34 protein-coding genes are annotated in these 26,138 nt (G+C 72.4%); 6 read left to right on the forward strand and 28 right to left on the reverse strand.

Annotated features, from left to right (window positions below; genetic code table 11):
- Positions 1-75: 75 nt before the first annotated feature.
- The 5 genes from ACZ4E1_RS18020 to ACZ4E1_RS18040 all read right to left on the reverse strand — a co-directional run bounded on the left by ACZ4E1_RS18020 (position 76) and on the right by ACZ4E1_RS18040 (position 3,524).
- Positions 76-501, reverse strand: coding sequence for a helix-turn-helix transcriptional regulator (locus tag ACZ4E1_RS18020; protein ID WP_467540191.1), 426 nt, complete (start codon positions 499-501; stop codon positions 76-78).
- The gene (locus tag ACZ4E1_RS18025; RefSeq protein ID WP_467540193.1) at positions 498-1,043 is read right to left on the reverse strand and encodes a hypothetical protein; all 546 of its coding nucleotides are present in this window, start codon (positions 1,041-1,043) and stop codon (positions 498-500) included. Before ACZ4E1_RS18025 ends, ACZ4E1_RS18020 begins: the two co-directional genes overlap by 4 nt.
- A complete protein-coding gene (locus tag ACZ4E1_RS18030; protein ID WP_467540195.1) occupies positions 1,040-1,489 on the reverse strand; it encodes a hypothetical protein in 450 nt (149 codons plus the stop codon). The genes ACZ4E1_RS18025 and ACZ4E1_RS18030 overlap by 4 nt, the downstream gene beginning before the upstream one ends.
- The gene (locus ACZ4E1_RS18035; RefSeq protein WP_467540196.1) at positions 1,486-2,922 is read right to left on the reverse strand and encodes a hypothetical protein; all 1,437 of its coding nucleotides are present in this window, start codon (positions 2,920-2,922) and stop codon (positions 1,486-1,488) included. Before ACZ4E1_RS18035 ends, ACZ4E1_RS18030 begins: the two co-directional genes overlap by 4 nt.
- Before the next feature lie 77 nt (positions 2,923-2,999).
- Positions 3,000-3,524, reverse strand: a complete 525-nt coding sequence (locus ACZ4E1_RS18040) for an endonuclease domain-containing protein (protein ID WP_467540198.1) — start codon at positions 3,522-3,524, stop codon at positions 3,000-3,002.
- Positions 3,525-3,602: 78 nt separating this feature from the next.
- Between ACZ4E1_RS18040 and ACZ4E1_RS18045 the strand changes: the two genes are divergently transcribed.
- A complete protein-coding gene (locus ACZ4E1_RS18045; RefSeq protein WP_467540200.1) occupies positions 3,603-3,794 on the forward strand; it encodes a type II toxin-antitoxin system prevent-host-death family antitoxin in 192 nt (63 codons plus the stop codon).
- A 65-nt stretch (positions 3,795-3,859) separates the two neighbouring features.
- On the opposite strand, the gene ACZ4E1_RS18050 is transcribed toward ACZ4E1_RS18045, so the two are convergent.
- The 19 genes from ACZ4E1_RS18050 to ACZ4E1_RS18140 all read right to left on the reverse strand — a co-directional run bounded on the left by ACZ4E1_RS18050 (position 3,860) and on the right by ACZ4E1_RS18140 (position 12,695).
- On the reverse strand, positions 3,860-4,183 hold the full coding sequence (locus ACZ4E1_RS18050) for a hypothetical protein (protein ID WP_467540202.1): 324 nt from the start codon (positions 4,181-4,183) through the stop codon (positions 3,860-3,862).
- 80 nt (positions 4,184-4,263) lie between these two features.
- Positions 4,264-4,545 carry a hypothetical protein gene (locus tag ACZ4E1_RS18055; RefSeq protein ID WP_467540204.1) on the reverse strand — a complete coding sequence of 94 codons (282 nt, stop codon included), beginning with the start codon at positions 4,543-4,545 and terminating at the stop codon, positions 4,264-4,266.
- A complete protein-coding gene (locus ACZ4E1_RS18060; RefSeq protein ID WP_467540206.1) occupies positions 4,542-4,784 on the reverse strand; it encodes a helix-turn-helix domain-containing protein in 243 nt (80 codons plus the stop codon). The genes ACZ4E1_RS18055 and ACZ4E1_RS18060 overlap by 4 nt, the downstream gene beginning before the upstream one ends.
- Positions 4,774-5,226: a hypothetical protein gene (locus ACZ4E1_RS18065; protein WP_467540208.1), complete on the reverse strand. Its 453-nt coding sequence runs from the start codon at positions 5,224-5,226 to the stop codon at positions 4,774-4,776. The genes ACZ4E1_RS18060 and ACZ4E1_RS18065 overlap by 11 nt, the downstream gene beginning before the upstream one ends.
- Positions 5,227-5,238: 12 nt before the next feature.
- On the reverse strand, positions 5,239-5,598 hold the full coding sequence (locus ACZ4E1_RS18070) for a WhiB family transcriptional regulator (protein ID WP_467540210.1): 360 nt from the start codon (positions 5,596-5,598) through the stop codon (positions 5,239-5,241).
- Between the two features lie 289 nt (positions 5,599-5,887).
- Positions 5,888-6,109: a hypothetical protein gene (locus tag ACZ4E1_RS18075; protein WP_467540212.1), complete on the reverse strand. Its 222-nt coding sequence runs from the start codon at positions 6,107-6,109 to the stop codon at positions 5,888-5,890.
- Entirely contained in the window at positions 6,106-6,453 is a 348-nt protein-coding gene (locus tag ACZ4E1_RS18080) for a hypothetical protein (RefSeq protein WP_467540214.1), read from the reverse strand. Before ACZ4E1_RS18080 ends, ACZ4E1_RS18075 begins: the two co-directional genes overlap by 4 nt.
- A 14-nt stretch (positions 6,454-6,467) precedes the next feature.
- Positions 6,468-7,031, reverse strand: coding sequence for a RusA family crossover junction endodeoxyribonuclease (locus ACZ4E1_RS18085; protein WP_467540216.1), 564 nt, complete (start codon positions 7,029-7,031; stop codon positions 6,468-6,470).
- Positions 7,028-7,249 carry a hypothetical protein gene (locus tag ACZ4E1_RS18090; RefSeq protein WP_467540218.1) on the reverse strand — a complete coding sequence of 74 codons (222 nt, stop codon included), beginning with the start codon at positions 7,247-7,249 and terminating at the stop codon, positions 7,028-7,030. The genes ACZ4E1_RS18085 and ACZ4E1_RS18090 overlap by 4 nt, the downstream gene beginning before the upstream one ends.
- Entirely contained in the window at positions 7,246-7,929 is a 684-nt protein-coding gene (locus tag ACZ4E1_RS18095; RefSeq protein ID WP_467540220.1) for a hypothetical protein, read from the reverse strand. The genes ACZ4E1_RS18090 and ACZ4E1_RS18095 overlap by 4 nt, the downstream gene beginning before the upstream one ends.
- Positions 7,929-8,162, reverse strand: a complete 234-nt coding sequence (locus tag ACZ4E1_RS18100; protein WP_467540222.1) for a hypothetical protein — start codon at positions 8,160-8,162, stop codon at positions 7,929-7,931. The genes ACZ4E1_RS18095 and ACZ4E1_RS18100 overlap by 1 nt, the downstream gene beginning before the upstream one ends.
- Positions 8,159-8,890 carry an exonuclease domain-containing protein gene (locus tag ACZ4E1_RS18105; RefSeq protein WP_467540224.1) on the reverse strand — a complete coding sequence of 244 codons (732 nt, stop codon included), beginning with the start codon at positions 8,888-8,890 and terminating at the stop codon, positions 8,159-8,161. The genes ACZ4E1_RS18100 and ACZ4E1_RS18105 overlap by 4 nt, the downstream gene beginning before the upstream one ends.
- The gene (locus ACZ4E1_RS18110; RefSeq protein ID WP_467540226.1) at positions 8,887-9,903 is read right to left on the reverse strand and encodes a recombinase RecT; all 1,017 of its coding nucleotides are present in this window, start codon (positions 9,901-9,903) and stop codon (positions 8,887-8,889) included. Before ACZ4E1_RS18110 ends, ACZ4E1_RS18105 begins: the two co-directional genes overlap by 4 nt.
- Before the next feature lie 2 nt (positions 9,904-9,905).
- On the reverse strand, positions 9,906-10,976 hold the full coding sequence (locus tag ACZ4E1_RS18115) for a YqaJ viral recombinase family nuclease (protein WP_467540228.1): 1,071 nt from the start codon (positions 10,974-10,976) through the stop codon (positions 9,906-9,908).
- Positions 10,973-11,287 (reverse strand): hypothetical protein, encoded by a 315-nt coding sequence (locus ACZ4E1_RS18120; protein ID WP_467540230.1) that lies wholly within the window; start codon positions 11,285-11,287, stop codon positions 10,973-10,975. Before ACZ4E1_RS18120 ends, ACZ4E1_RS18115 begins: the two co-directional genes overlap by 4 nt.
- Entirely contained in the window at positions 11,284-11,835 is a 552-nt protein-coding gene (locus tag ACZ4E1_RS18125) for a hypothetical protein (protein WP_467540233.1), read from the reverse strand. The genes ACZ4E1_RS18120 and ACZ4E1_RS18125 overlap by 4 nt, the downstream gene beginning before the upstream one ends.
- Positions 11,835-12,050 (reverse strand): hypothetical protein, encoded by a 216-nt coding sequence (locus tag ACZ4E1_RS18130; protein ID WP_467540235.1) that lies wholly within the window; start codon positions 12,048-12,050, stop codon positions 11,835-11,837. The genes ACZ4E1_RS18125 and ACZ4E1_RS18130 overlap by 1 nt, the downstream gene beginning before the upstream one ends.
- Before the next feature lie 88 nt (positions 12,051-12,138).
- Entirely contained in the window at positions 12,139-12,441 is a 303-nt protein-coding gene (locus ACZ4E1_RS18135; RefSeq protein WP_467540237.1) for a hypothetical protein, read from the reverse strand.
- Positions 12,438-12,695 (reverse strand): helix-turn-helix domain-containing protein, encoded by a 258-nt coding sequence (locus ACZ4E1_RS18140; RefSeq protein WP_467540239.1) that lies wholly within the window; start codon positions 12,693-12,695, stop codon positions 12,438-12,440. The genes ACZ4E1_RS18135 and ACZ4E1_RS18140 overlap by 4 nt, the downstream gene beginning before the upstream one ends.
- Positions 12,696-12,944: 249 nt before the next feature.
- On the opposite strand from ACZ4E1_RS18140, the gene ACZ4E1_RS18145 reads away from it, so the two are divergent.
- Both ACZ4E1_RS18145 and ACZ4E1_RS18150 read left to right on the forward strand, forming a co-directional pair.
- Complete coding sequence (locus tag ACZ4E1_RS18145; RefSeq protein ID WP_467540241.1) at positions 12,945-13,415, forward strand: helix-turn-helix domain-containing protein; 471 nt, start codon at positions 12,945-12,947, stop codon at positions 13,413-13,415.
- A 10-nt stretch (positions 13,416-13,425) separates the two neighbouring features.
- A complete protein-coding gene (locus ACZ4E1_RS18150) occupies positions 13,426-14,124 on the forward strand; it encodes a hypothetical protein (protein ID WP_467540243.1) in 699 nt (232 codons plus the stop codon).
- 82 nt (positions 14,125-14,206) lie between these two features.
- On the opposite strand, the gene ACZ4E1_RS18155 is transcribed toward ACZ4E1_RS18150, so the two are convergent.
- From ACZ4E1_RS18155 to ACZ4E1_RS18170, 4 genes are all read right to left on the reverse strand, one after another.
- Positions 14,207-15,943: a tyrosine-type recombinase/integrase gene (locus tag ACZ4E1_RS18155; protein WP_467540245.1), complete on the reverse strand. Its 1,737-nt coding sequence runs from the start codon at positions 15,941-15,943 to the stop codon at positions 14,207-14,209.
- Between the two features lie 197 nt (positions 15,944-16,140).
- Positions 16,141-17,586, reverse strand: coding sequence for an aldehyde dehydrogenase family protein (locus ACZ4E1_RS18160; RefSeq protein WP_467540247.1), 1,446 nt, complete (start codon positions 17,584-17,586; stop codon positions 16,141-16,143).
- A gap of 333 nt (positions 17,587-17,919) precedes the next feature.
- Complete coding sequence (locus ACZ4E1_RS18165) at positions 17,920-19,569, reverse strand: PucR family transcriptional regulator (protein ID WP_467540249.1); 1,650 nt, start codon at positions 19,567-19,569, stop codon at positions 17,920-17,922.
- Between the two features lie 134 nt (positions 19,570-19,703).
- On the reverse strand, positions 19,704-22,133 hold the full coding sequence (locus ACZ4E1_RS18170) for a type IV secretory system conjugative DNA transfer family protein (protein ID WP_467540251.1): 2,430 nt from the start codon (positions 22,131-22,133) through the stop codon (positions 19,704-19,706).
- 279 nt (positions 22,134-22,412) lie between these two features.
- On the opposite strand from ACZ4E1_RS18170, the gene gabT reads away from it, so the two are divergent.
- The 3 genes from gabT (at position 22,413) to ACZ4E1_RS18185 (ending at position 26,135) form a co-directional block, all read left to right on the forward strand.
- Positions 22,413-23,747: a 4-aminobutyrate--2-oxoglutarate transaminase gene (gabT, locus tag ACZ4E1_RS18175; protein ID WP_467540253.1), complete on the forward strand. Its 1,335-nt coding sequence runs from the start codon at positions 22,413-22,415 to the stop codon at positions 23,745-23,747.
- Positions 23,748-24,186: 439 nt separating this feature from the next.
- On the forward strand, positions 24,187-24,738 hold the full coding sequence (locus ACZ4E1_RS18180; RefSeq protein WP_467540255.1) for a phosphatase PAP2 family protein: 552 nt from the start codon (positions 24,187-24,189) through the stop codon (positions 24,736-24,738).
- 125 nt (positions 24,739-24,863) lie between these two features.
- Entirely contained in the window at positions 24,864-26,135 is a 1,272-nt protein-coding gene (locus tag ACZ4E1_RS18185) for a flavin-containing monooxygenase (protein WP_467540257.1), read from the forward strand.
- The last annotated feature ends 3 nt before the right edge of the window (positions 26,136-26,138 follow it).

Here is a 26,138-nt window from a genome sequence, read left to right on the forward strand (position 1 = left end):
TCGCTGGGCGACGGTCGGCGGCACCGCACGGGAGGATCGCCTCGCCTCGTGCGGTGCCGGGGGATGGTAGAGCGTTCAGGAGGGGCCGTTTCCACGCGCGCGCGGCGGGCGGGACCGCACGGCCAGGTACAGCTCGACGTCCCAGCGCCGGTAGCGGATCGCGCCGGAGGGCAGCTTCCGGTACGGGAGGCCGGCCCCGAGCGACCGCTGGTTCTTGAGGGTCTTGACGCTGTGGCCGGTCTCGTCGGCGACCTGCTGGGGGGTGAGCCACTCCTCGGCGGCGAGCTCCTGCGGGGTGAGCCAGCCGGTGTCCGGCGGGCCCTCCAGGGAGCGGAGGGCTTCCTCGGCGACGCGTCGTCGGCGGGCGGGGATGCCGGTGTCGCAGCAGGCTTCCCGCCCCCAGGAGTTCGGGTGCGGCTCGGTGTTGTCGCCGTGATAGCGGCAGGTGGCGGGGAGGGCTTCGAGGGCGCGGCGTACGGCGGCCGCGGCGGTGGCGGTCACGGCAGAGCCTCGCCCTCGTGTGCGGGCGGCGGTAGCTCGGACCAGCCGAACGGGGACTCGTCGCGGTCGGTGTCGCTCTCGACGTCCAGGAGGCGGCCGAGGTCGGCGCGGGCCGCGCTCGTGTCGGCCGCCTGGCGAGCGGCGCGGGCGGCGACGGCCATGTCGAAGACGGCGGTGATGCCGTGTGCGAGGTCCGGTGTGCCGCTCGTGTCGGCGCCTGCGGCGAACGCGTCGAACAAGGCGACGGCCATGTCGAAGTCGTTGTTCGCGCAGGCGGCGACGAAGCGGACCGCGAAGCGGAGCGGCGGCGGCATGTCGTCGATGCTCGCCGGCTGCCCGCCCGGGCCCTGGACGTGGATCGTGACGGGGTGGTCGGGGTCGGTGTTCTGCTCGCGGGCGGCCTCGGCGAGGACGCACAGCATGCCGAAGGTGCTGCCGCGTCCGCCGTCGACGTACGGCTGGAGCATCGTGAGGGCGGTTTCCCTGCGGCCGAGGGTGCCGTAGGTGACGGCGTCGAGGATCGGCTGGGCGTCGGAGGTCACGGCCGGTCGTGCCTTTCTGTGCTGCTCGGGGCCGGCCCGGCGGGGAAGCCGGGCCGCGGGTTCGAGGTGTGCCGGACGCTCGCGAGGGCGCGGGCGACGGCCTGCGGCCCGTACCGGGCGGTCGCGGCGTCGGTGCCTTGCTCCTCGATGGCGTGCAGCACTTCGCCGTGCTGCACCCCGTCGGGCACGGGCCGGGCCGGCCGTCGGGCTGCGGTGCCGCACAGCAGGCACGAGTTGTCGGCCGTCGGGTCGATCGGCCCGCCGGGGTGCTTCGCGCACTGGTTCCCGGCCTGCCGCTTGCCCTGCGCCTGGGCGACCAGGCGGCGGGTGCGGTCGAGGTCGTCGGCGAGGTCAGCGAGCGTCGCGTCAGTGATGTCGGCGCGGTTGCTGAACTCGCAGATGGCGCGGAGGGCTTGGCCGATCGCGGGCAGCAGGTCGGGGTTCATCCGGCAGTCACCGGCCTTCGTGGGGCTCCCTGTCGGGAGGGCTTCGGGTGGTGTGCGCGCCAGCCGCTCATGTGCTGGGCAAGCCGGTGCTCCAGGAGGTCGCCGAACACACCGGCGCGGGACAGCTCGGCGCGGAGCCGGTCCTCCTCGGCGGCCTCGTCCCGGCTCCAGGCGTCGACGGCGCCGTGAGCAGCCGCGTGGGCGGCGCTCTCGGCTTCCAGACGCTTCCGGATCCCCTCGGCCGCACGGGCGGCCTCAAGGCGTTCCGCGTGCCGCTCCTGGCAGGCCCGGCAGGCGCCGCCGCCGATGATCTGCCCGTCCTCGCACCCAGAGTCAGGGCAGTCCTGGGCGAGGATCGCAGCCTCCAGCCACGAGTTCCGGTTCCGGATCCGGTCACAGCCGTCCGGGTTCTCGGGGCTGCGGCGCGGAGCCGGGCACCCCGCCCCCGTGCACCGGTCGCAGCCGCGATAGCCGCGCGCCGAGCGCTCCTCGGCGTTCTCACCGAACCAGCGCCGGTTCATCCGGGCGATCACCTGCTCCGGCGTCCTGCGCGGAATCCCGGCCGCCACGTTGCCGTCCAGCAGCTCGTTGATCGCCCGGTGCAGCCCGACGAACAGCTTCGTTCCGGGGCGAGCCACGGCGGCCGGGATCGCCGCCCGCACCAGATCGAAGCCAGGCGACTCCATGCGGGGCCTGGTCCTCGCCGGCGCGGGCCTCGAGGACGTCTTGCGCTGGACAGGGAGCTTCGGTTCGGACGCGGCGCAGCCGCCCCCGTCCTCGCCGATTTCCTCAGCCGCACCGTCACGCTCGCCCGCAGACGCGAAACCACCTGCACCTTGGCCTACGGCGTCAGCCACAGCGGCGGTTGTCTCGTCTTCTGGGGTTTCTACCGTCTTCTTAGAGACTCGGGGTTCCACCGAGTCCCGGTCAAACCCCGAGTCGGTGGAACCCTGGTCTCCGGCTCCGGGAATTCCAGGAGCCGGTGCCGCTTCAACAGGGCCGCCCTGGGCCGCACTTACCGACGACTTCACGGCGCGCACGGCGGCCTTCTTGGCCAGCTTCTCCCGGCGCGCCTGGGCGCGCTTGATCGCAGTGGCCGTAGGCGGGATGACCTCGACCCGCCGCGCATCCGGGTCTTCCTCCCGGATGTCCGCGAGCAGCTGCTCCACTTCGGCGTCGGTGGCCGGCGGGGCGTAGACGGCTACCTCCGTGCGCCAGCGACTGCCAGCGCCCTGGATGCGTACCTTGACGACGTACCGGGCCACCTGGAGGGCGCCCATGGCATGCGCCATGGCGTCCTCACCGTGCCCGTACTTCGCACCGACGGCGGCGAGGGTGATATCCCAGCCGTCCTTGTGGCGCAGCAGGGCCGTCAGGAGCCCAAGCGCCGTCAGATCCAGATTCGGGGAGTCGTCGACGGACTCGTTGGGCACCTGCGCGAACCGGGGCGGGCGACCGCTCCGCTTCCTCATGGTGTCTCTTCTCGGTTGTGCTGTCGGGTGGTTGGGGGTCAGGCCGAGGCCGGGCCGAGCAAGTCGTCCAGCCGGGGAGGTTCCGGGGCGGGCGGCGGCGGGCGCGCCGCGCGGAGGTACCTCTCGCGGGCGCGGATCTCCTCGTCGGCCCGCTCCATCACCTCGTCGCTGGGCTCGGCGAAGGCAGCGAGGTGGTACGCCCGCGCCTTGGCGGCGAAGGGACGCGTGGCGGGCCCCCACTGAGCCATGCCGTCGTGACGCTGCATCAGCGCGTTGCACTTGTCGCAGAGGAGCCCTCGGACGAAGAACAGCCCCTTGCCCTGGAAGTGGTCGATGACCAGCTCCCCGCGCGGCGTCTCGCGGCCGAGGCGCTGGCAGATCTCGCACCGGTCGTCCGCCCGGTCCCGCATCGCCTCGTACTCGTCGCAGGTCAGGTTGTAGGTCACCGCGTGCGTGCATTGCCCGTCGGAGGGCCTCTGGTGCCCGTAGTCCGTGCGCCGGGCCCCCTCTGCCGCCACTTTCTGGGCAGGCCCGAGCACCCCCAAGGGGAGGTCGTTGATCATGCTCGAATTGTACAACCCGACGCATTGAACTTTAGGACGGACATGAATGCTCGTCTGGGCGTCATGTACGCTTCCCGTATGAGTCAGTCGCAGGAAGTGCAGATGGGCGTTTCGGACGCCCGCGCGAACCTGACCGAGGTCATCGCCAAGGTCCGCCTGCTGGGGCAGCGGGTGGTCCTGACGCGGCGCGACAAGCCGCAGGCTGTGCTCGTGTCGCACGAGTTCTACGAGCGCGCCGTGAAGGCCCTCGACGAGCAGCCGGCTTCCTGACGCTCGGTTCACCACAGGCCGCTCCCCCATCAGGGCGGCCCCTTCGCCATGCCCGCTCACCCGCGTCATGACCGCCTCCGGGCCTTGTGCCGGTACGCGTCCATGTCGGCAACCCCTGCGGGCAGTTCGGCTGGCCGCGCGGCTACGCGGTCCGCGGGGCCGGTGCGGGGCGTGCAGGTCGCGACGTGCGGCTTGTGGAGGCGTTCCCAGCCCATGACGGGAAGTTCCGCGCTGGGGCGCCGTGAGCGGTAGCGGCCGGTGCCGTCCCGGTAGATGGCCGTGTTGCCGTCGGGGTGCGGGTGGGCGTCGACGAGGAGTCGCTTCCCTGCTTCGGTGAGGGTCCAGAGCACCGCGCCGCCGCAGTCGGGGCACCGCAGAGCCACGGCCATCGGTCGGTCCTTTCTCCGTGTCGTGAACGGGGTGCGCCGTGCCGCCCCGCAACTGCGGTTGGCGGCACGGCTGGTGAGGGTCAGTCGCACAGGTCGGTGTCGACGTGGACGCCGGAGCGGGGCGGCCGACTCGTCGACCGGGGCCCCGGCGGGTCCTTCCGGAGGCCTGGAGACGTGGCCTGCGGCGCCGGGCGGGGCGGGTTCGGCTTGCTCGTGACCGGGACCTGGGGGCCGGCCGGGAGCGCGCACCACCATCCGTCGTCGCTGTCGCCTCTGGGGCCGGTGCAGCCGAAGGCGAGGAAGAGCAGGAAGACGGCGACCGTGCCGAGGGCGAAGGGCCACAGCGGGCCGGGGCGCTTCACGACGTCTTCGTCCCGCGCGCGCGGCCCCGAAGCACGACCTTGCCCTCCAGCAGCAGGTTCCGGGTCAGCCCGTACGACAGGCCGTGCTCGGCGACGAGGGCGCGGATCGAGGCGCCGCCCTCGTACTGGTCGGCGAGCCGCTCGATCATCGTGGTGCGCTCGTCGCCGCGCAGCGTGCGGTACTGCTTCTCGTGCCGGGCGCCGCGCCGTGTGCCGGGCGCCTTCTCCTCAGTGGTCATCGGGGGTCCCTTCGGTGGGGGTGGTCTGGGTGGCTCGGGCGTCGAGCTCGGCCGCGTAGGCGAGCAGGGCCCGCAGGGAGTGGCGCCGTGAGACGGGCCCGGCCCGGTCTGCTGCGGCGACCAGGGCCGTGACGGTGTCGCTGTCGCGGTTGGCGTGCGCGGTCACCAGGCGGACCGCGAACAGCCGGTGCGGGTCGTCGGCGGCGTCGCCGAGCTCGTCGAGGACCCACATCTCTCCGGCAGCCGGATCCGGGGCGCCGAACAGGCGGGTCAGCGCGAGCACCGCCGCGCCGGCGAACACGCGGGCCGCGGCGAGGACGTCGAGGACGTCGCCGCGCTGATTGATGCGGTGCACGGCCTCGTCGGCGTCGTGGTGGTCGCCGGTGACCATGGCATCGGTTGCCTCACGGACGAGGTGGGCCAGCAGGCCGGGACTCAGCACGCCGCACCTGCCCTACGCGGCCGCGGTGACATCGGCGTTCTCCTGCTCCTTGGGCGCCCGCTTCTTCTCGCGCCGCCGACGCCGCTCGGCCTCCCGGCGGGCCTCGCGCTGCAACTCGGTCCGCTCGCTCTCGCTCAGGCCGCCCCACACGCCGTAGTGCTCGGGAAGCGTGAGGGCGTGCGTCAGGCACTCGACGCGGACGGGGCAGCGGACGCAGAACTCCTTGGCGTACTCGACGTCGGCGAGGAGCGGCACGCCGCCCTTGCCGGTCGGGTAGAACAGCTCGACGTCCTGGCCGCGACAGGCGGCGTCGTCGCTCCAGTGGTGCGGGCGGGGCAGGGTGTCGGGTGCGTAGCGGCTGGGTCGCGGCATGACGTGCTCCTTGCTCGTGGTGCTGTGTCCGGCTGCGCGGACACCCGCCCCGGACGTGTCCGGTCGCGTGTCCGCGCAGGTCAAACCCGTGAGGCTGGGGTCCGGAGCGGTATGTCGGGGTCGGTGTCCGGACGGTGTCCGGACACGGTCCGGCGGCGCCTGCGACGGCCAGAACGGCGCACCGCCATACCGACGGCGAAGAGGGTCAGGGCGACGGGCCCCCAGGTGTCGGCGGATGCCACGGCCGAGTGCACGGCAGCCCAGTACGCGACGCACGCCTCGATGACGATCACGGCCCGCCGTCCTCTCCGCGCCACCGCACGACGGTCCGCTCGGTCACTCCGAGGCGCCGCGCGATCAGCCGCGCGGACACCTGCGCAGCAGTCATCGCCCGGCACGCGTACCGGGCCTCTTCGTCGCTCAGGGCAGGGCACGGCCACCGCAGATCCATGGCCCGCTCGACCGCGATGAGGTCGATGCCGCCGCGCCACGTAGCGCCGACGAGCGTCATGCGTCGCCCCCGTGCTGGCTGCGCAGCGTGCGGTCCCGCAGATGCGAGCCCTCCACACAGCCCGAGAAGCCGCACGCCGGCCGCACGTAGCCGTCCGGCTCGCGCCCGTTGTGCCAGCGGAACGCCAGCCGGTACGCCGTATCGACCCGCGACCGCAGCGACAAGATCGGCGTACCGGTCTGGCTGGTCGCCCCCGTCCAGTGCAGGTGGCCGCCCTCGACGGCGACGGTCCGCACATTGAACTCGCGGCGCCAGGAGTCCGCGACGGTCGTGCGGGCCTTCGGACCGGCGAGGATCCACGCGGCGGCCTCGTCGAGCGCCGCCGCGACGTCCTGCGGATTCACAGCGTCCTGCCGGTTCACAGGGCACCGCCCACCGGGTCCGCGCGGAACAGGCGGATCACGGCACCCTGCACCTCGAGGACGTCGGCGACCTGGCCGTGATCGGTGACGTACCGCTTCTCCAGACGCCGGTAGCCGACGATCAGCGCGTCGTCGTGGTAGCCGCCCGCCGTCGTGATCGCGTCCTCGGTCGAGCGGGCCAGCTTCGACAAGTCGGGCGCCACGGCGGGCCGTTGCGGCGCGGACTCCTTGAGCACGCCCGCATTCCGGCCCGTCCCGTAGTGCCCCTTCGGCCGGTTGAAGGAGAACACCATCGACGCCTCCAGGGCGCCGACGAGCGGCTGCCAGCCGCGATGCCGGGCAAGCTCCTGCCTCATCGCCCACACCACGGCCTCACGCCACGGCTTGACGTGGATGGACGACTCCACCATCCGGCCCTTGCCGACATGGCGTTTGCTGCCCTGCGGCGCCGGAAGCCCGTACACCGTCACGGTCAGCAGCGGCCCGGACAAGGTCACGGGCGGAACCTCCGGCGGGCACGGGCCCGCCGGAGACACGTCGAACAGGGTCGGCTCGGTCATCGCCGCCCCCGCTCCGCGATACGGATGAGCCGGCCGGTAGCCACGGCGACCGGCCAGAACACGCAGATCACCGAGGCGAACATGCTCAGCCCCACGGGGCGCGCCGCGAACAGTGCCGACAACTGGCCGTCCCTGACGACCAGGCGCGGGATTCCGGCGGCCACGACCGGGATACCGGCCAGCCACACGAGCGCGGCGACGACAGCGAGAGCGGTCACGACTCACCACCGGCCCACTCGGCCGGCGGGCGGGGAGCGTCGCCGAAGTGCGTAAGGACGAGGTGATCGGCCTCGACCGCACGGCAGTTGGCCTCGGCCTGGAGCCACCGGCCCGGCAGCTCCGCCGCCCGCAGGCCCGTGTCGTTGCCGATCTGGTCCAGCGGCACGGTGACCGGCTCGCCCTTCCGCCACGCCGGAACACTCACCTGCGCCGTCCGCGCCGCCGCGTCGACCTCGAGGACCCGGAGCACCGCCGGGGCCCGCACGTCAGCGCGCGCCCGCAGGTACGTGCGGCCCAGCTCGGTGATGGCCGGGGCCAGGTTGATCGTCTGCACCAGGCCGCGCACCCTCAGCTGCGGCACGAGGACCTCGTCGTCGGGCGCCTGCTGGCCGTCGGCGAGCGTCTGCAGCAGCTGCTCCGCGTCGCCGTCGACGGGCGCCTCACGGGCCAGCCGCGTCACCCGGATCTGCGCGATCCGCCACGACAGCGTGTGCCTCGTCGTCGGCGCCGAGCAGGGGCAGCCCCGGACGGTGTGCTTGTGCTCGGCCGGCGTGAGCCCGGTGCACTCCATCGGGCTGTTCCGCCCGCGTCGGCACAGGTCGACAGTGCAGCAATGGCAGTTCGGACAGTCCTGCTGCTTGGGCCGGACGTACTCCGGACCGAACGTCTCGGTGGTCATCATTCGCCTGCCGTTTCGTGCCCGCACTCCCAGCAGCGTCGGTCGCCGTCCACGCTCACCGCGTGGGGGCGCACGCGCTGCTCGCGCGGGCAAAGGTCGTAGTCGAGGGAGTCGAAGTCGCTGCCGTTGAACAGGCCGTCGGCGTCGACGTGGGAGGGGAAGCCGGGGTCTTCGGGGGCGGGCTGCCGCCCGGGCCCGATGGCCCGGACGACAGCGGCGAGCAGGCCGCTCACGAGGCGGCCCCCGACTGGGCCTGGCGAGGGATGACCGGCCACTCGGTGCGCACGGTCAGCGCCTGGTGCTCCTTGCCGGGCGTACGCGCGAAGTAGTCGCGCAGCCCGGCCTGCTGCTCCGCCGCCCAGTACGTCTGCTGCTCGTGCAGCTCCGGGAGCGACAACTGCGTCAGCCAGCGGTGCCGGTTCGCGATCTTCCAGGTGACGCCGCACGCGGCGACCGCGTCCGCCGCGCAGTCGTGCGCGGCGGTGAGCGGCACCACGTAGTGGCCGCACAGGTCCTCCAGGCGGCGGCCGCCGCGCCGGTACCGGTCGACGTGCTTGTCCAGCACGCGCGGGTCCAGCACCAGCGGCGAGACCTGGGCGAACAGCGACGCCACACCGTGCCGGGCGGCCTCGGCCTCCAGCATCGTCAGGTCGTACGTCGCATTCATCACGACGAGGGGAAGGCCCTCGTCGGCCAGCTCGGCGAGCGCAGCCACGATCTCGCCGACCACGGCCCCCGCGGGGCGGCCCTGCTCGCGGGCCGCCCACGTCGTGTAGCCGTGCACGTCGGTCGCGGCGGCGGGGATCTCCACGCCGTCGACGTCCGAGACCCAGGTGCGGGTCTCGGTGGGCTGGCCGCCGCCGTAGCGGACGACGGCGGCCGTGACGATCCGGTCCTCGCCGGGGTCGATGCCCGTGCTCTCCAGGTCGAACCCGGCGAGCGGGCGACGGTGCCAGGTCACCGGCGGCGCCCCTTCCCGCGGCGGGCCTTCCGGCTGTCCCGCTTGGGCTGCACCCGCTTACGGGGCAGCCGCGCCGTGGCCGTCGTACGGGGCTCCTGCGAGCCCTCCGCCGCCTCGTGCGCCCACTCGGCGTCGGCGACGAGCTGCGCGTCCTCGGACGGCGCGTGCACGACCTGCACCTGACCCGCGTCACCGGCCTCGTCGGCCTTCAGCAACGCGACCAGCTCGGCCGACATCGGGACGACCTTGTGCAGCCGCCGCAGCGCGCTCTTCCGCCACATCGCGTCAAAGTCCGTGTGCCAGAACGAGTCGGTCCGGCCGGCCGCCTTGGCCCGCTGGTACGCCTGGCTGTACTCGTCGCGGATGTCCTCGGCGTCCTCGCGGGTCAGCACGACGACCTGCGAGCGGGCGCCCGACTCCATCCACGCGAAGGCGTAGGCGAGGATCGGCTCCCCGCGCTCGGCCTTCGGCTTCGTGAGCGCGGGCTTGTGCGTGAAGTCGAGCGGGGCCGGGGCGGTGGGCTCGTAGTTCCACTCGTCGCCCTCGTGGACCATCCCGACGTGGACCGAGCCGACGCGGCCGGACCGGTACATCAGCTCGACGTAGCCCTGGGCCATCGGCACGAACACGGCGGTCCTGCCCTCGCGCCGGATGACCGCGTGGCGGCCGTCCGGCACGAGACCGAACCTGGCGCAGGTCAGCAGCGACTGGAGCAGGGACGCCGGGGTGCAGCGGATCAGGCCGGGCAGGGCGGCCCGCACGGCGGTGAGGAACGCGGTGCTGTCGATGTGCGACGGCAGGGCCTTCGTGAACTCCTCGCTGTACCGCTCCAGCCAGCCGAGCGCGATGTCGGCCATGTTGTCGCCCTCGGCCTGCGCCGAGGTGTGGAGGGCGTCCGGCAGCGAGTGGTTCGGGGAGTCGGCGGCTCGCGCCACCGTGCCCGCGACGGTCGGCTGTTCGGGCGCCGGAGTGGTGGCCGCGCGCACGCGGTCCTTGAGCGTGGACAGAGCCATGGTCAGATTCCCTTCGCGGGGACGTGGAACTTGCGGGCGCGGAACTTCGCGTAGACCGCGGGGTCCTCGGCCTTGAGCCGGTCCATGTCGAGGGCGGGCACCATGTGCGTGTACTTCTTCGCCAGGTCGGGGTGCGCCTTGGCGAACTGCTTCGGCGCGAAGGTGCCGTTGCCCTTCCACGTCCAGGCCGGCTTGCCGCCGGACTTGGCGATCTCGTTCTCGCCGGTGAGGAGCTTCATCTCGTTCTCGACGAGCCGCAGCTCCTCAGCGAGGGCCTTCTCGCGGGCCTTGATCTCCGCGTGCCGAGCCCGCAGCTCCTTGGCCTTCGCGACGTCGATCTCGGCGATCGTCTCGGCCTTGACCGACCACAGCTTGGCCAGCAGGTCCGACGTGGCCTCCAGGCCGTCAGCCGGGGGCTCGAAGCCCTCGACGATGTGCCGCTCGTACCACTTCCCGCAGTAGTCGACGAGGTACTCGATCATCTCCTCGTCCCGCTCAAGCCGGACCCAGCGGAACTTGTTGCCGCCAACGAGCGCAGCCACGAAGCCGTGGTCCCAACCGCCGACCGCCATGCCCCAGTGACACTGGATCGCGGGGGCGTCGGGAACAGCCCCCTCCTCCCACTGGTCCGCCTGGTACTCGCTACGACTCTTGAGCTCCAGCACACCCGAGGCGGGACCGGGCCGCTCGAAGGTGAGCCGGTCCACGTTGACCCGCATCCACGGCCGCTCGACGTGCACGAGCGTGCCCGGAGCCTCGGCGGTCGGGACGCCAGAGCGCTTCGTGAAGAGGTGAGCGAGGAACGGCTCGATCTCCGAGCCGATCTCGGCGGCCTCGTTGCCCTCGAACGTCGGGCGGCCGTGCTTCTCCTCGAAGACGTGGCGCGGGCCGGTGTACTTCCCGGCCAGGCCGAGGATTCCCGCGACGTCGGAACCGCCGATGCCGCCGCGGCGGACCTCCAGCCACTCGTCGCGGGACGCGTCGGCGGGGAGCAGCAGCCGCGCCGTGGGGGCGTCGACCAGGGGCGTGCTCTCGGCGGAGGCGTCGAGCAGCGCGTCGGACATCGTGCTCATGCAGGGCTCCCGTTCTTCTGCGTCCGCAGGCTGGTGAGGTGGTGGTGGAGGCGGCAGGCGTCGCAGGGGCAGCCGGCGAGGTGGAGGCGGGCCTCTTCGCGGAGGCGCCGGACCCCGGCGAGGGCCTCGATCTCCGCCGCGAAGCGGACCGGGTCCTCAAGCCCGCCACGGCAGTTGGCGAGGTCGACGCCGAGGCAGATGTCCTGTGTGGCGTCGGCCAGGGCCGCGCGGAACCGGTCGGGGTCCTCGGACGCGGCGACGCGCATCCAGGCGACGTCAGGGATAGGCGGCGGCACGATCTGCTGCGTCACCGGGCACCACCCGCGGCGGCCTGGGCGGACAGGGGCTCGGGCGGGATGTGCGTCGACCGGGCCTCGCGCAGGACGTTCTCGTAGTAGTCCGTGTGTCCGCACGCGTTCGTCCAGCAGTCGACGACGTACCAGTCGCCGTCCTCGTGGAACCGGTACGGGCGGACCGTGTCGAAGCCGCGCGGGCCGCCGCACCGGGGGCAGCGCGTCGAGATCGTGACGGTCACGATGCACAGGCCGACGTAGGCGGTGCCGCTGCCCCGATCGCTGACGCGGACGGCCATCGTGTCGGGCAGCGCGGGCACGGGGGTGCCCCCGGCGACGTAGCGGACCCAGACCGCGGCGCCGTCGTCGTGCCGCGCCCGGTACGCCTCGAACTCTCCCGCCGGGTATGCGGGTACGCCCTCGCCGGCCTGGATGTTGCGGACGATGGCCTGGGCGCTCGCACTGCCCGGGTACACGCCGGCGAGGAGCCAGCGGCCCCGCTCCTGGCGGGCGTTGGCGGCCACGGTGGCGTGGTCGGTCTTGGCGCGGTGGATCGAGGTACCCATCAGCGGTCACCGCCGTTGCTCTGCATCGGCATGAGCGCGGCGAGCGCCATGCGAGTCTGCCGCTGGGCGGGGTGCCTCATGAAGGTGCAGTGGGGGCACGTCTTCGGGTCGTGCGGCTCCTGGGGCGCGTCCTGCGCCGCGCGGCGGACAAGAACCGCCATCAGGAGCAGGAGCGCGATGGCGGGGAGCGCCACGGCGATAAGGTTTGCGTTCAAGGTGTGAACCTCACTTGGCTCTGGATGAGGTGAATCGCCTGGTGAGCGGGGCTGTTGGACCCGGCATGGTCCGGCGGCCCCGCAGCCGTCACAGGGCGGCGGCGTTTGCCCGGCCCGCACTGGGCCGGATCGACCGGAGCGTCATGGGCGCGGGTCCGGTCTGCTTCTGAGGGGGCGTGACGAGCGCTTCAATAGCGCCGGGGAGAACCGTGAACATGCGCTGGATGAGCGCGAGTTCGCAGTCGCAGAAGGCGACGGACTCGCCCAACTTCTGGTGCGGGAGGCCCTTGATGCGGTCCTCCAGGAAGCGGCGCTTGCAGCGGAGCTTGGCCGCGGCCTCGTCGTAGCTGTAGTTCTGCACGACGGTGCACCGGCAGTAGGCCCGGCTCATGCGCTCGCTCCGCCGGTCGCGGCTCCAGCCTGAATCGGCACGGAGGCGGCCGGGACGAGGGCGTCGAGCGTGACGCCGTACGCGGCACGGAAGGCACAGAGGGCCGCCACGGACGGCGACGTCTGCCCCGTCAGGAGTCGCGACACCGTCGACTGGCAGAGCCCGACGCGACGGGCGATGGCGCCGTCGGTGGTGTCTCCTGCCCGCTGGGCCGCGGAGCGGACGGTGTCCGCATGGAGGTGATGCCTAGACACAATCACTCCCTGAAATGGAGTCTTGCACGCATGCAAGCCTTGCATGCGTGCACAACATAGACGCCTCGCGTGCACGCATGCAAGCTCGAACGCGCAATGTCGCGGCGTGTCGTTGTTGTGTTTTTTCTGTGATGTGCCCCGGCGCACCACCCCGCTGACAGGGAGATATCCGCTAGAAGTGCCTCAACCTGCATTTATGCATGCATGCAAGCCCTGGTCGCTGGCTTGCGTGCGCGCTACCTTCGTGGGATGCGGAGCACAGACACCACCCATGGATCACCGGCGGAGGCCTTCGGTGCCCTCGTCAGTGAGCTCGCAATCTCGGCGGGCTACGACCTATCGCCACAGGGCGGAGGGCGAGTCAGACTCGCCCGAGCCATCAATATGAGCCCGTCCTCGGTGGGCCGGATGCTCGCCGGCAAGACCCTGCCGATGCCCCATCAGTTCGAGGTCATCGCCAAGGCGCTCAGCGTCGACGTGCGCGAGCTACTCGTTGCCGCAGGCATCATTTCGGCGGAAGCCTGGCCGAAAGACGTCATTCCGGATGTACGCTCAGTCACCACACAGTCACCGCTCTCCCCAGAGGAAGCAGTAGACGCAGTGGGCGTCACGGACCCAGTCATTCGCCAGATGGCCGTGTCCGGCCTGGAGCAGGCGGTGCGGCTGCAACACGAACTGAACAAGTCTGCGGCCGCGGGGGGCACGCAGCGCGGTACCTAGGGGGAACCTGTTGCCGAAACGAACGAGCGCCGCCGTCCTATGCGGACTGACCACCGGTATAGCCCTGACACTCGCCCACTACGGCGAGTTCACCCCGAAGGGCGTCGGCGGCGTCGCCTTCCACTCTGCACTCCGCATGCTGCCCGTCTTCGCCATCGCGGCGATCGTCCTCGGATGTGTACACCGCTGGTTCGCCTCACACGAGGAGCGAACCCGCCGTGACGTTGCGGCACTCACCGAGCACCGCCGCATCTTCAGCGAGGAGTTCGACAAGCGCCGCGACTGGCTGGAGGAACGCAGCAGGGGCCTGGATGCGCGCAGCGCTCAGATGGACCGCCGCGAGGAGGCGCTGAGAGAGCAGCGCGGGTACCAGAACCGCACCATGGGCGACCTGGCGAACCAGCTGCACCAGACCCTCGACCAACTCGCCCGCGAGCAGGAGGCACGCGCCGCCATACAGGTTGACTACGACGAACTCGCGGCAGAGCACAACCAGTTGGTGCAGCAGTGCATGCAGGAGCGGGCCTCGCGTTTCACTCACCGGTCCCACCCGCCTTCACCCACGCCGCGCCCCACGGTCATTCCGCCGCCCAGCGTCGCCCACCACAAGGCCGATGTCCCCTCGGTTGCCCGCCTCCGCGCCCGCATCCAGCACGCGGACGAGGAGCCGGAGCACTCCCGCTCCGAAGGGCTGGGCGACCCCGCCTAGCCCGCCGCACGAAGAAGGGCCCCGACAGTGTCGGGGCCTTCGTCACGTCGGGGCCCTCAACGAACCCCTGCACCACCAGGAATCAGGGGGCGGCTTCCAGTTGCCTCTTCCCTCCGCTCTGGGACCTGGTCGAGGAGCTCGCGAGCATTTGTGTCCTGGCCTCAGCGAACAGATCGCGGACGACCTGCTCGTCCGTCCCGTACACCCGGAGCGTGGTCAGGGATTCCCGGCCGGCGCCGTCGATCTCCTGAAGCGCAGGTTCGTCCGTGTAGGAGTCCTCGAAGCTCCAGCGCCACACACCACGGACCTCCACCGCGGCGGGATCCACGACGATCTCGGCACCGTCCGGGGCGTAGGTCACTGGTCCCGCTTCCCAGACCCAGCCTCGCCTCACCGTCCCGGTCGGCTTCCCCGCAGCCACGGCCTCGTTGGCCTTCTCGACCCTGACGGAGCCGCCACGTTCGCGGGCCCAGCGCTCCGCGACGGACTCTGCAGCGTCTTCGGAGTCGAACGCGACCGCGTACTGGCCGAGCGTGGCCACGTACACCGCGGCGGCAAGGCCCGTTGCGGCCGTGGGCGTTCGGGAGTCCTGCGAGGTCCCCATGACCCGCTCTAGAGTCTCCAGGGCGGCCGTGTGGGCCGACTCCAAGAGGTGGCCGTAGCGGTCCGACGTGGTCTTGATCGACTCGTGGCCCAGCCGCCGCTGCACGTAGGTCAGGCTGTGCCCGTCGGACAGTAGGGCCGCAACGTGCGAGTGCCGGAGGTCGTGGAAGGTGGGGAACTTCCAGTCGGGCAGGACTCCGCACGCCTTTGCCTTCTTCACCGCGCGGTTCCAACGCTCCCAGAACGACGAGTACTTGAGCTGCCCGCCGGCGATGCCCGGGAACACGAGGGCGTCCTTGCTCTGTTCGGCGAGCCCGAAGTCCTGCAACTCCTGCCACAGCCCGGCCGTGATCTCGACGTTGCGGCGGCCAGCGCGGGTCTTCGGTGGTCCGAGGTAGAACGACGAGGCGGTCCGCCGCTTCCAGGCGCGCGCGACGCGAATCTCGTGGCTGCCCCGCGCGGAGACGCGCACGTGCCGAGTTGCGAGGGCCGTGATCTCCCCCCACCGAAGGCCAGTGCCGTACGCGGTCCGGATCAGCATTCGGTCGGAGGGCCGGTTGAACGCCTCGACCAGGCCGGCGACCTCCGCGGGCGTCAAGAACTCCATGTCGTCGCTGGAGTCGTCGTCGAGGCCGTGGTCGTCGTCCTTCGGGAGCCGGGTCAGGTCGCACGGATTGCGGTCCCGCAGGGGCGGCTCGGTGACCGTAGCCTCCTTCAGGATCGACGACAGCAGACCGTGCAGGCCCCGCAGCGTCTCCGGCGACATGTTCTTGGGCTTCGCCTTCTTCTGATTCCCCCGCCGGACCTGGGTCGTGCGCATCTTGTTGATCCAGGCCGCGATGGTCGCCTTGCTGAAGTGCTCGGCGGACCGGACATCGCAGTTCCCGAACGTGGGGAAGACGTACATTTCCAAGTTCCGGATGCGCTGGTGCTTGTAGTAGTCCCCCGCGGTACGGTTCCCGATCGAGCGGCGGGCCCAGTTCTCAAACCGGTACTGCTGCTCGTCGTCCTCCTCCGGGTCGATGTACCCCTTGCCCTTGACCCAGCCCGGGGGCCAGTTGTGCCCCGCCTCCTCGACGGCTCCCCTGAAGATCTCCGCCGCTTCCTCCTCGTCGAAGCGCTCGATCTGCCAGCCGGCACCGCCCGGGTCACGCCACTTCACCTGATAGCTGGTGACGACCCCGCCCTTGTTCTTGCGTGGAACTACGCTCGCCATGCGCGGACAGTAGCCCAACGTGTTCCCAGGGTGTTCCCATCACCCATCTGGTCTCGGCCAAGATCGAGGCGTTCTAGCAGGTCAACGCCAGAAAAGCCGAAACGGCCCGAACCCCCGCACAGTGGGCTCCGGCCGTCGGTCTCGGTCCGTACGGGCGCGCGCGTCGGCGGGCGCCCGTACGGGTTGCTCAGGGGCTGCTAGAGGGCGAGGCCCGTCAGGACCAGGACGCGCTCGTAGGTGTAGTCGTCCATCGCGTACTTGACGCCCTCGCGGCCGACGCCGGACTTCTTGGCGCCGCCGTACGGCATCTGGTCGGCGCGGTAGGACGGGACGTCGCCGATGATCACGCCGCCGACCTCGAGGGCGCGGTGGGCGCGGAACGCGGTCTGCAGGTCGTGGGTGAAGACACCCGCCTGGAGGCCGAAGTCCGAGTCGTTGACCGCGGCGAACGCCTCGGCCTCGCCGTCGACCTTGGCGACCGTGAGGACCGGGCCGAAGACCTCGGCGCGGGCCAGGGTGACGCCCTCGGGCAGCTCGGTGAGGACGGTCGGGGCGTACGAGGCGCCCTCGCGCTTGCCGCCGGCGAGCAGCTTGGCGCCGGCCGCGACGGCCTCGTCGACCCAGGACTCGACGCGCTTGGCGGCGTTCTCGTCGACGAGCGGGCCGACGTCCGTGGCGTCGTCGGCCGGGTCACCGGTGACCTGCGCCTCGACGGCCGCGACGATCTTCGGCAGCAGCCGGTCGTACACGGTGGCGTCGGCGATGACGCGCTGCACGGAGATGCAGGACTGGCCGCCCTGGTAGTTGGAGAAGGTGGCGATGCGGGTCGCCGCCCAGTCCAGGTCCTCCTCGGAGGCCCAGTCGCCGAGGACGACGGCCGCGGCGTTGCCGCCGAGCTCCAGGGTGCAGTGCTTGTGCGGCACGGACTCCTGGATGGCGAAGCCGACCTTGTCGGAGCCGGTGAAGGAGATGACCGGGAGGCGCTCGTCCTGGACGAGGGCGGGCATCCGGTCGTTCGGCACGGTCAGCACGGACCAGGAGCCGGCCGGCAGGTCGGTCTCGGCCAGGATCTCGCCCAGGACGAGGGAGGAGATCGGGGTGGACGGGGCCGGCTTCAGGATGATGGGGGCGCCGACGGCGATGGCCGGGGCGACCTTGTGGGCGCTCAGGTTCAGCGGGAAGTTGAACGGCGCGATGCCCAGGACGACGCCCTTGGGGATGCGGCGGGTGAGCGCGAGGCGGCCGACGCCGCCACCGTCGGTGTCCAGGCGCTGGGCCTCGCCGCTGTTGAAGCGGCGGGCCTCCTCGGCGGCCCAGCGGAACACGGAGACGGCGCGGCCGACCTCGCCGCGGGCCCACTTGATCGGCTTGCCGTTCTCGGCGGAGATCAGCTGGGCGAGCTCCTCCGTGCGCTCGGCGAGGCGCTTCGCGACGTGGTCCAGGGCGGTGGCACGGACGTGGGCCGGGGTGGCGGCGAACTCGTCCACGACGGCGTGGGCGGCGGCGACGGCCTCCTCGACCTGGGCCTCGGTGGCGATGGAGACGGTGCCCACGACGCGGTTGTCGTAGGAGTTGGTGACGTCGAACGTCTCGGTGCCGGTGGCCTGGCGGCCGGCGAGCCAGAAGGCGTGGGTGGCGGTCATGGGTCGTGTACCGGCCTTTCCGTGAACGGGGGTGATGTGCCCACGGTAGGGCTCCGCCGGGCGGGATCTTGTTGGCCGGGGTGGAGTGTGCGGGTTTTCTCGTTCGACGGAATGGCGAACGCGCCGTTGGTGGCTGACGTGCGTCGGCCGCTGCGGGCCGGTGGGGCTTCTCGCGCAGTTCCCCGCGCCCCTGGAGATGCGCACTTCGTGCGCGATCTCCATCGGGCGCTCACCCGTCGGGGAAATGTGACCCGAAGGGTCTGCATTTCAGGGGCGCGGGGAACTGCGCGACCAGCCACGACGCACCCGCACCCGGCGACGAAAGCAGGGGGCCTACGAACCCGTCGCTTTCAGCGCGAGCCAGAGTTCCATGCGGACGTCCGGGTCGTCGAGGGAGCGGCCGAGGATCTCCTCGACGCGGCGCATGCGGTAGCGCAGGGTGTGGCGGTGGACGCCCAGATCGGCGGCCGCCGCGTCCCACTGGCCGTGCCGGGACAGCCAGGCCCGCAGCGAGGCCACGAGGTCACCGCGGCCCGTCGCGTCGTGGTCGCGCAGGGCCCGCAGGAGCCCGTCCGCGAACGCCAGCACCGCGTCGTCCGCGAGGAGCGGCAGCACGGACCCGGCGACGACGTCCTCGTGCTCGACGAGGATGCGACCGCGCCGGCGCGCGACGGACAGCGCCTGTTCGGCCTGCTTGAAGGCACCGGCGGCGGCGATCGGACCGGACGGCGCGGAGAAGCCGATCACGGGCTCCTCCCCCGTCGCGCCCTCGGCGCGCACGGCCTCGGCCCGCATCGCCTCCAGCGCCTCCGCGTACCGCACACAGGCCTCGACCGCCGCGCCCCCGTCGGCGGCGAGCAGCACGAGCCGTCCGCCGTCGGGCACGACGAGCACCGCCTCACCGGCCCGCGCGGCGGCGGACTCCACGATGTCGGCGAGCGCCGAGAGGGGGTCCTCGCCCGCGCCGGTGACGGCTTCCGCGAGGAGTACGGCCGCGCCCGCCGGGGTGTCGCCGCTCGCCGCGACCCCGGTGGGCGGCGGCGCGACGGCCTCGGCGAGCACCATGCGGAACGGCGCGTCGAGCAGCGCCCCGTACAGGCCGCCGGCGACGGCCCGCGCGTGGTCGGGTTCGCCGGCGAGCAGCATCCGCAGCACGGCGGAGCCGATGCGCTGCTCGGCGGCGTGCAGGGCGCGGGAGCGTTCGGTGGTGAGGGTGAGGAGGGCGATCGCGGAGTGCAGGGCGTAGCGCTCGGCGGTGCCGAGGGTGGCGGCGGTGCCGACGGCGAGCGCGGCGCGCGGTCCGCGTCCGGTGCCGATGGAGTGCAGTTCGATGCGGTCGTCGGTGCCGGACGCGACGACGGCGCTGGCGGGCGCGGGCCGCTCCCGCAGCCGTTCCACGTCGGGGGTGAGCCGGGCCGCGCGGCGGCCGGCCCATTCGGGCGCGGCGGCGACGACGGCGCCGGACGCGTCGTAGAGGGCGGCCCAGCCGTCGACCTGGGCGGCGAGGACGGAGAGGAGGCCCTCGGGGCCTTCGCTCAGGGCCTGCTTGGTCAGTTCGCGCTGGGCGGCGAAGCCGGAGGTGACGGCGCGGTACTGGTCGGCGGCGATGGCCGCGGAGACGGCCTTGCTGATGGCGATGAACGGGGTGCGCGGCGGGACCGCGAGCAGGGGCAGGCCCTCGCTCTGGGCAGCGTCGACGAGGGCCTGCGGCACGTCGTCGTAGTTGACGCCGACCGCGAAGCCGAGGCCGACGACGCCGGCGCCGACGAGCCGCTTCACGTACCGCCGCATCGCCTCGGGGTCCTCGGCGTCCAGCTTGAGGGCGGTGATCAGCAGCAGCTCGCCGCCCTCCATGTAGGGGACGGGGTCGGCGAGCTCGCTGACGTGGGCCCAGCGGACGGGCGTGTCCAGGCGTTCCTCGCCCGCGCGCACGGTGAGCTTGAGCGCCGAGTGGTGGACGAGCGAGGCGAGCGTGGGCGGCATGAGGCCTTCAGGTGTGCGGTACGTACGGGTGGCTCTGCGGCGGGCGTTCTGTGAAGCTTTTGGCCGCTCCGTATGAACGTCCTGAGCCGATTCTGCCTCACCGTACGTACTCCTGGCGCCGGAGTGGTGCCTCCTCAGCCCCTCAGGTCCACCAGGAGCGGGGGTGCGTGGTCGCCCCGGACGGTGGTGAGGGAGAGGACGGCGTGGCCGGGCGGGACCTCCTGGGCCAGTTCGGACGCGGACCAGCGCTCGCGCTCCACCTCGCGGACCGTGACCGCCTCGGTGGTCACGGCCTTGCCCGTCACCAGCTTGCGCAGCCGGTGGTAGGCCCGGGTCATGGGCTGGTCGGCGAAGACGGTGTGGTGGGCCACCTCCTTGGTCTCCACGCGCTCGGTGCCCCAGGCCTGGGCGAAGGCCCGGCCGTCCCAGGTGGAGACGCCGGCGAAGGCCATCCGGCATCCGACTCCCGCGAGCAGCGGCCCGTGCAGCGGCTCCGGGACCTCGGCGAGGGTGCGCAGGGCGAGCACGACGCCCGCCTGACTGCCCCGCAGTCCCTGCAGGCCCCGTACGGTGCCCGGTGTGAGGGCGCCCGCGGCGTCGTCGAGCACCAGGCAGGCGAAGTGCCCGCTGTCCGACCGTTCGCCGCGGCCCCGTGCGACGCTCTGGAACTGGGCGAGGACGAGCCGGTTGAGCAGCCGGGCCGCCTCCTCGTGCGCGCCGTCGGGGAGCGCGATCCGGACCCGGACCGGGTGCAGCGCGACGGCCCGCAGGGCGAACGTCCGCTGGTCGCCGTCCGCGCCACCACCGAAGAAGTCCGCGAACACCGGCCGGTCGAGCGTGGCGAGCCGATCGGCCAGGGCCGGACCCAGGTCCGTCGCCGTGCCGATCTGGCGGATGCGCGAGTCGAGTTCGCGGCGCATGGCGGAGGCCGTGTCCTCGGGCAGCAGGTCGAGCAGCTCCCGCAGGGCTTCGGGCCGGGCCTCCAGCAGTTCGCGCAGCACCGGCACCGTGGGGAACCGTCCGTACGCGGCCCGGTAGGGGCCGAGGAGCTGGGCGAGCACCGTCGCGGCACGGGCGGTCTCGACGCCCTCCAGGTCGCCGACGAGTCCTTCGGCGAGCACGGCAGCCGCCTGGTCGGCGTCCTCGGCCCCCGCGTACAGGTCGAGGTCGTGCGGGGAGGTGGGGTCGCCGAGCCGGATCACGACGTCGTACGCCTCGGCGGGGCCGAGCGGGGCCGAGGCCGCGGCGACGGTGACCACGGAGCAGCCGCCGGCGAGCGCCTGGAGGTTGAGGGACTCGACGACCGGGGCGACGAGGCCACGGGTCTTGCCGGAGCCGGAAGGGCCGACGGCGAGCAGCGAGGTGCCCAGGAGGGCGGGGTCGAGCGCGGACCCGGCATCGTGGAAGGGCTTCGGGGTGCGCTCGGCGGCGACGTAGCGGCCGATGCGGACCTGGCCGAGGAGCAGGTCGTGGGTGGCCGTGCGGCCGGGCAGGTCACGGTGGCCGGAGGGATGCGTCCGGGTCGCGCCGCCCTTCTCCAGGAGATCCCGGACGAGAGCCTTGCGGAGTGCGGCCTCCTCGTCGGTGCGCTGCCAGGCGCGGCGCACCCGGGCGACGTCGACCTCGTTCATCCGGTCGTCGGCCACTTCGGCGGCGAGCCGGTCGGCGGCCCGGTGCTCACCGGCCGCGCGCAGCTGCGGCCACTGGGAGCGAGGGGTGACGGCCCCGGCCGGTGTGGTGGGAGCCGCAGGCCTGGCGCGGAGGTCGCGCCACAGTTCGCGCCATTCACCGATGCGGGCGAACGGCCAGACGACGAGGGCCGTGATCAGCGCGTACAGGGCGTAGACGAGGAAGGGCGAGGTGAAGGCCTCGTACCCACCGGTGATCAGGGCGACCAGTCCGAACACGGTGTCCACGACGGGCAGCGGGTTCCAGTCGAGACCGAAGGCGCTGGGCCAGACGAGGGCGAGGGCGGCCAGGGCCGTGCCCGCGGCGAGGGCGGCGCGGACGGGCCGGCGGAACAGGCCGAGGTAGTGGCGGGTGATCTTGCCCCAGGAGCCCAGGAATCCGATCGCGCAGACCAGGCCGATGAAGAACAGCCCGTCGTACACGCCCCGCGCCGCCACGCCCTGCCAGTTCTTGGGGCTGCTCGTGTAGCCGTACCACCACCAGTCCCTCGGGGTGAGGAGGTGCAGGATCTCGTTCTTGTAGGGAAAAAGGTCCCGGCTCCACAGGTTCCACAGGAACAGGCCGATGATCAGAGGAATGACCATGCCCAGGACCGTCACGGGCCGCATGCGGGAGGCACGGTCCACAGGCGGCGTGTACCGCAGGCGCCAGATGCCGGCCTCGGCGCGGGGCCGCGGGGCGTCGAGCCACTGGGCGAGAGCGCTCGCGCCGGGGGCCCGCGCGGGCTTCGGCGGAGCGGCGGGCGGAGCCGGCGGGGCGCTTCCCGGAACCGGTGGAGTCGACGGCCTCGGGACCGATGGAGGACGCCCCTGAGGGGGCGAGGTCGGCGCGCCGCCGGGGGTTCCGCTCGCCTCGTACGTGCCGTCGCTCTCCATGAACCCCTGCCCCTTGACCAGCCAGGTCGCCGTAACCGTGTCGCCGCCAATCTAGTGCGCGGGACAGGGGAGTTCACCGCTTACGCGGCGTGCGCGGCCGGACCCGTCCGGAATCCCATGTGTCCACCACGGACAACAGCCCCGCCGAATCCCACCCCGATGGAGCATGACCACCCCGCCGGGGCGGCCCTAACCTGCGAAGGAACCCCCGATGAAACCGGCGAAACCGGACCCACGCGGATCCCGGCCCAGCCGCCCCACCTGAACCAGGAGCCCCGCATGAGCGACATCCCGCAGGAGCGCCGCGTCGTCACCGCCATCCCCGGCCCGAAGTCGCAGGAGCTGCAGCAGCGCCGCGTCGCCGCCGTCGCCGCGGGCGTGGGCTCCACGCTGCCGGTCTTCACCGCCCGCGTGGACCGCGGCATCATCGAGGACGTCGACGGCAACCGTCTGATCGACTTCGGCTCCGGCATCGCCGTGACCTCGGTCGGCGCCTCCGCCGAGGCCGTGGTGCGCCGCGCCTCCGCGCAGCTCCAGGACTTCACCCACACCTGTTTCATGGTCACGCCGTACGAGGGCTACGTGGCCGTCGCCGAGGCGCTGGCCGAGCTCACGCCGGGTGACCACGCGAAGAAGTCGGCGCTGTTCAACTCGGGCGCCGAGGCCGTCGAGAACGCCGTCAAGATCGCCCGCGCGTACACCAAGCGCACCGCGGTCGTCGTCTTCGACCACGGCTACCACGGCCGCACCAACCTCACCATGGGCATGACGGCGAAGAACATGCCGTACAAGCACGGCTTCGGCCCGTTCGCCCCCGAGGTCTACCGCGTCCCGGTCGCCTACGGCTACCGCTGGCCGACCGGCGCCGAGAACGCCGGCCCGGAGGCCGCCGCCCAGGCGATCGACAACATCACCAAGCAGATCGGCGCCGAGAACGTCGCCGCGATCGTCATCGAGCCGGTCCTCGGCGAGGGCGGCTTCATCGAGCCGGCCAAGGGCTTCCTGCCGGAGATCGTGAAGTTCGCCAACGACAACGGCATCGTGTTCGTCGCGGACGAGATCCAGTCCGGCTTCTGCCGCACCGGTCAGTGGTTCGCGTGCGAGGACGAGGGCATCGTCCCGGACCTGATCACGACCGCCAAGGGCATCGCGGGCGGTCTGCCGCTCGCCGCCGTGACGGGCCGCGCCGAGATCATGGACGCCGCGCACGCGGGCGGCCTCGGCGGCACCTACGGCGGCAACCCGGTGGCCTGCGCCGGTGCGCTCGGCGCCATCGAGACGATGAAGGAGCTCGACCTCAACGCCAAGGCGAAGGAGATCGAGGCCACGATGAAGGCGCGCCTCACGGCGATGCAGGAGAAGTTCGCCGTCATCGGCGACATCCGCGGCCGTGGCGCGATGATCGCCATCGAGCTCGTGAAGGACCCGGCCACCAAGGAGCCGCACCCCGAGGCCGCCGCCGCGCTCGCCAAGGCCTGCCACGCGGAGGGCGTCCTCGTCCTCACCTGTGGCACCTACGGCAACGTGCTGCGCTTCCTGCCGCCGCTCGTCATCGGTCAGGACCTGCTCAACGAGGGTCTCGACGTCATCGAGAGCGCCTTCGCGGCGCTCTGATCACAGCTCTCGCACGGCCCGGCCGGCGCCGTCGTCACGGATGACCGTTCCGTGACCTGCGGTAACGGTCGGGCCGTGTGAAGAAGGTGTGGGGGGCCGAAGGGGGGTTGGCCAACCGTCTGTCGTCCCCTCACCCCCTGACGTACGGTTTCTGCAGATGAGAGAAACACCTCGCCCACGGGGGACTGTGGGTGATGCCGGGTCGGAGCCTCCCCAGCCCCGCCCTGGTCGTGCCCTCGCGCACACACCCGGAGCCTCCGGCTCCGGAACTCCTCACCGATCGGACGGTCGCCCGCCCCAAACCCCCCGGGGCGCGCGGCACGCCGGTCAGTTCGGCCGGCCCGGAACCACCCCCCCTGTTCCGGGCCGGCCGACCATTTTTCTCCCCCTTCTGCGGCCCGCCCTCTGGGCCCTCCTCTTCGCCGCGCTCACCTGGCAGGTGGCGGCCTCCGGCCCGCTCCTCGGCCCCGACGAGCGCCTCGGCGACGCACTGCGCACCGCGTCCGCGATCCCGGCCGGCCCCGCCGAGTTCTTCGCCGACCTGGGCAATCTCCCGGTCGCCCTGCCGATCCTGGCGGCGGCCCTCGCGTACGCCACCTGGCGCGCCCGCAGGTGGCGCCCCGCCGCGATCGCCGTCCCGGCCATGGCCCTGATCCCGGCGCTCGTCGCCCCGCTCCAGTCCCTGATCGCCCGCCCCGGACCGCCCCCGATGTCCCCCGAGACCGGCTTCTACCCCTCGGGGCACGCGGCGACGGCGGCGGTCGCCTACGGCCTGTGCGTCCTGCTCCTGCGCCCCCACCTGCCGGCCCGCTTCCGCCGCGCGGCCCTCGTCGCCTGCGCCGCGCTGAACCTCGCGGTGGGCCTCGGCCTGATCCGCCAGGGCTACCACTGGCCCCTCGACGTCCTCGGCAGCTGGCTGCTCTCGCTCGCGCTGCTCGACGTCTGCGCCTGGGTGTGGACGCGCGTACAGGCCCAGGCACCTCACCTCTGATTTTCCGATAGCTCAGCGCGGAAACATCTGTTCGACAGAAGTCGGCGAGCGGCTCACGATGGCGGTGCGGCAGCTCGGGGCGTCAGCGCGACACCGGGAGGCGCTGCCGCCGGAGGGAGGCTGACATGTCGAGTGAAGTGACCGAAGTGGTCGTCGTCGGGGCCGGGCAGGCCGGGGTGGCCATGAGCGAGCACCTGGGGGCCCACGGCGTCCCGCACCTCGTGCTCGAACGGGACCGGATCGCCGAGCGGTGGCGGACCGGCCGCTGGGACTCCCTCGTCGCGAACGGGCCCGCGTGGCACGACCGGTTCCCCGGGATGGAGTTCGCGGACGTCGAGCCCGGCGCGTTCGCCGGCAAGGACCAGGTCGCCGACTACTTCGCCGCGTACGCCGAGAAGATCGACGCGCCCGTGCGGTGCGGCGTCGAGGTGACCTCGGTGCGGCGGCACGCCGGGCGGCCCGGGTTCCGGGTCGAGACGTCCGCGGGGAGCATCGACACGCGCTACGTCGTGGCGGCCACCGGTCCGTTCCAGCGGCCGGTGTTCCCGCCGATCGTGCCGGACGGCGCCGTCCCCGTGCAGATCCACTCCCACGCGTACCGCAATCCGGGGCAGCTGCCCGAGGGCGCGGTCCTCGTCGTCGGCGCCGGGTCGTCCGGGGTGCAGATCGCCGACGAGCTGCGCCGGTCCGGGCGCCGGGTGTTCCTGTCCGTCGGGCCGCACGACCGTCCGCCGCGCTCGTACCGCGGCCGCGACTTCTGCTGGTGGCTCGGGGTGCTCGGGCTCTGGGACGCGGAGACGCCGCCGCAGGGCGCCGAGCATGTGACCATCGCGGTCAGCGGCGCGCGCGGCGGCCACACGGTGGACTTCCGCACGCTGGCCGCCGACGGGATCGAACTCCTCGGCATGACGGAGGCGTACGAGGACGGTGTGCTGCGCATCGCCCCGGATCTCGCCGGGAACATCGCCGCCGGTGACGAGAAGTACCTCGCGCTGCTGCGCGCGGCCGACGCGTACGTGGAGCGCAACGGGCTCGATCTGCCCGAGGAGCCCGAGGCGCACGTCCTCGGCCCGGAGCCGGACTGTGTGACCGCGCCCCGCGAGCGGCTCGACCCGGCCGCAGCCGGGATCACCTCGATCGTGTGGGCCACCGGATACACCGCCGACTACGGCTGGCTCCAGGTCGACGCGTTCGACGAGCAGGGCCGGCCCGCGCAGCGGCGCGGCGTGTCCACCGAGCCCGGCGTGTACTTCCTCGGCCTGCCGTGGCTCTCGCGCCGCGGCTCCAGCTTCATCTGGGGCGTCTGGCACGACGCCCGCCACGTCGCCGACCACATCGCGATCCAGCGCGGCTACCTCGCCCAGGACGCCACCGCACCCGTAACCCACCAGGACTGAGGA

It is taken from the genome of Streptomyces sp. NPDC025806, assembly GCF_055558275.1.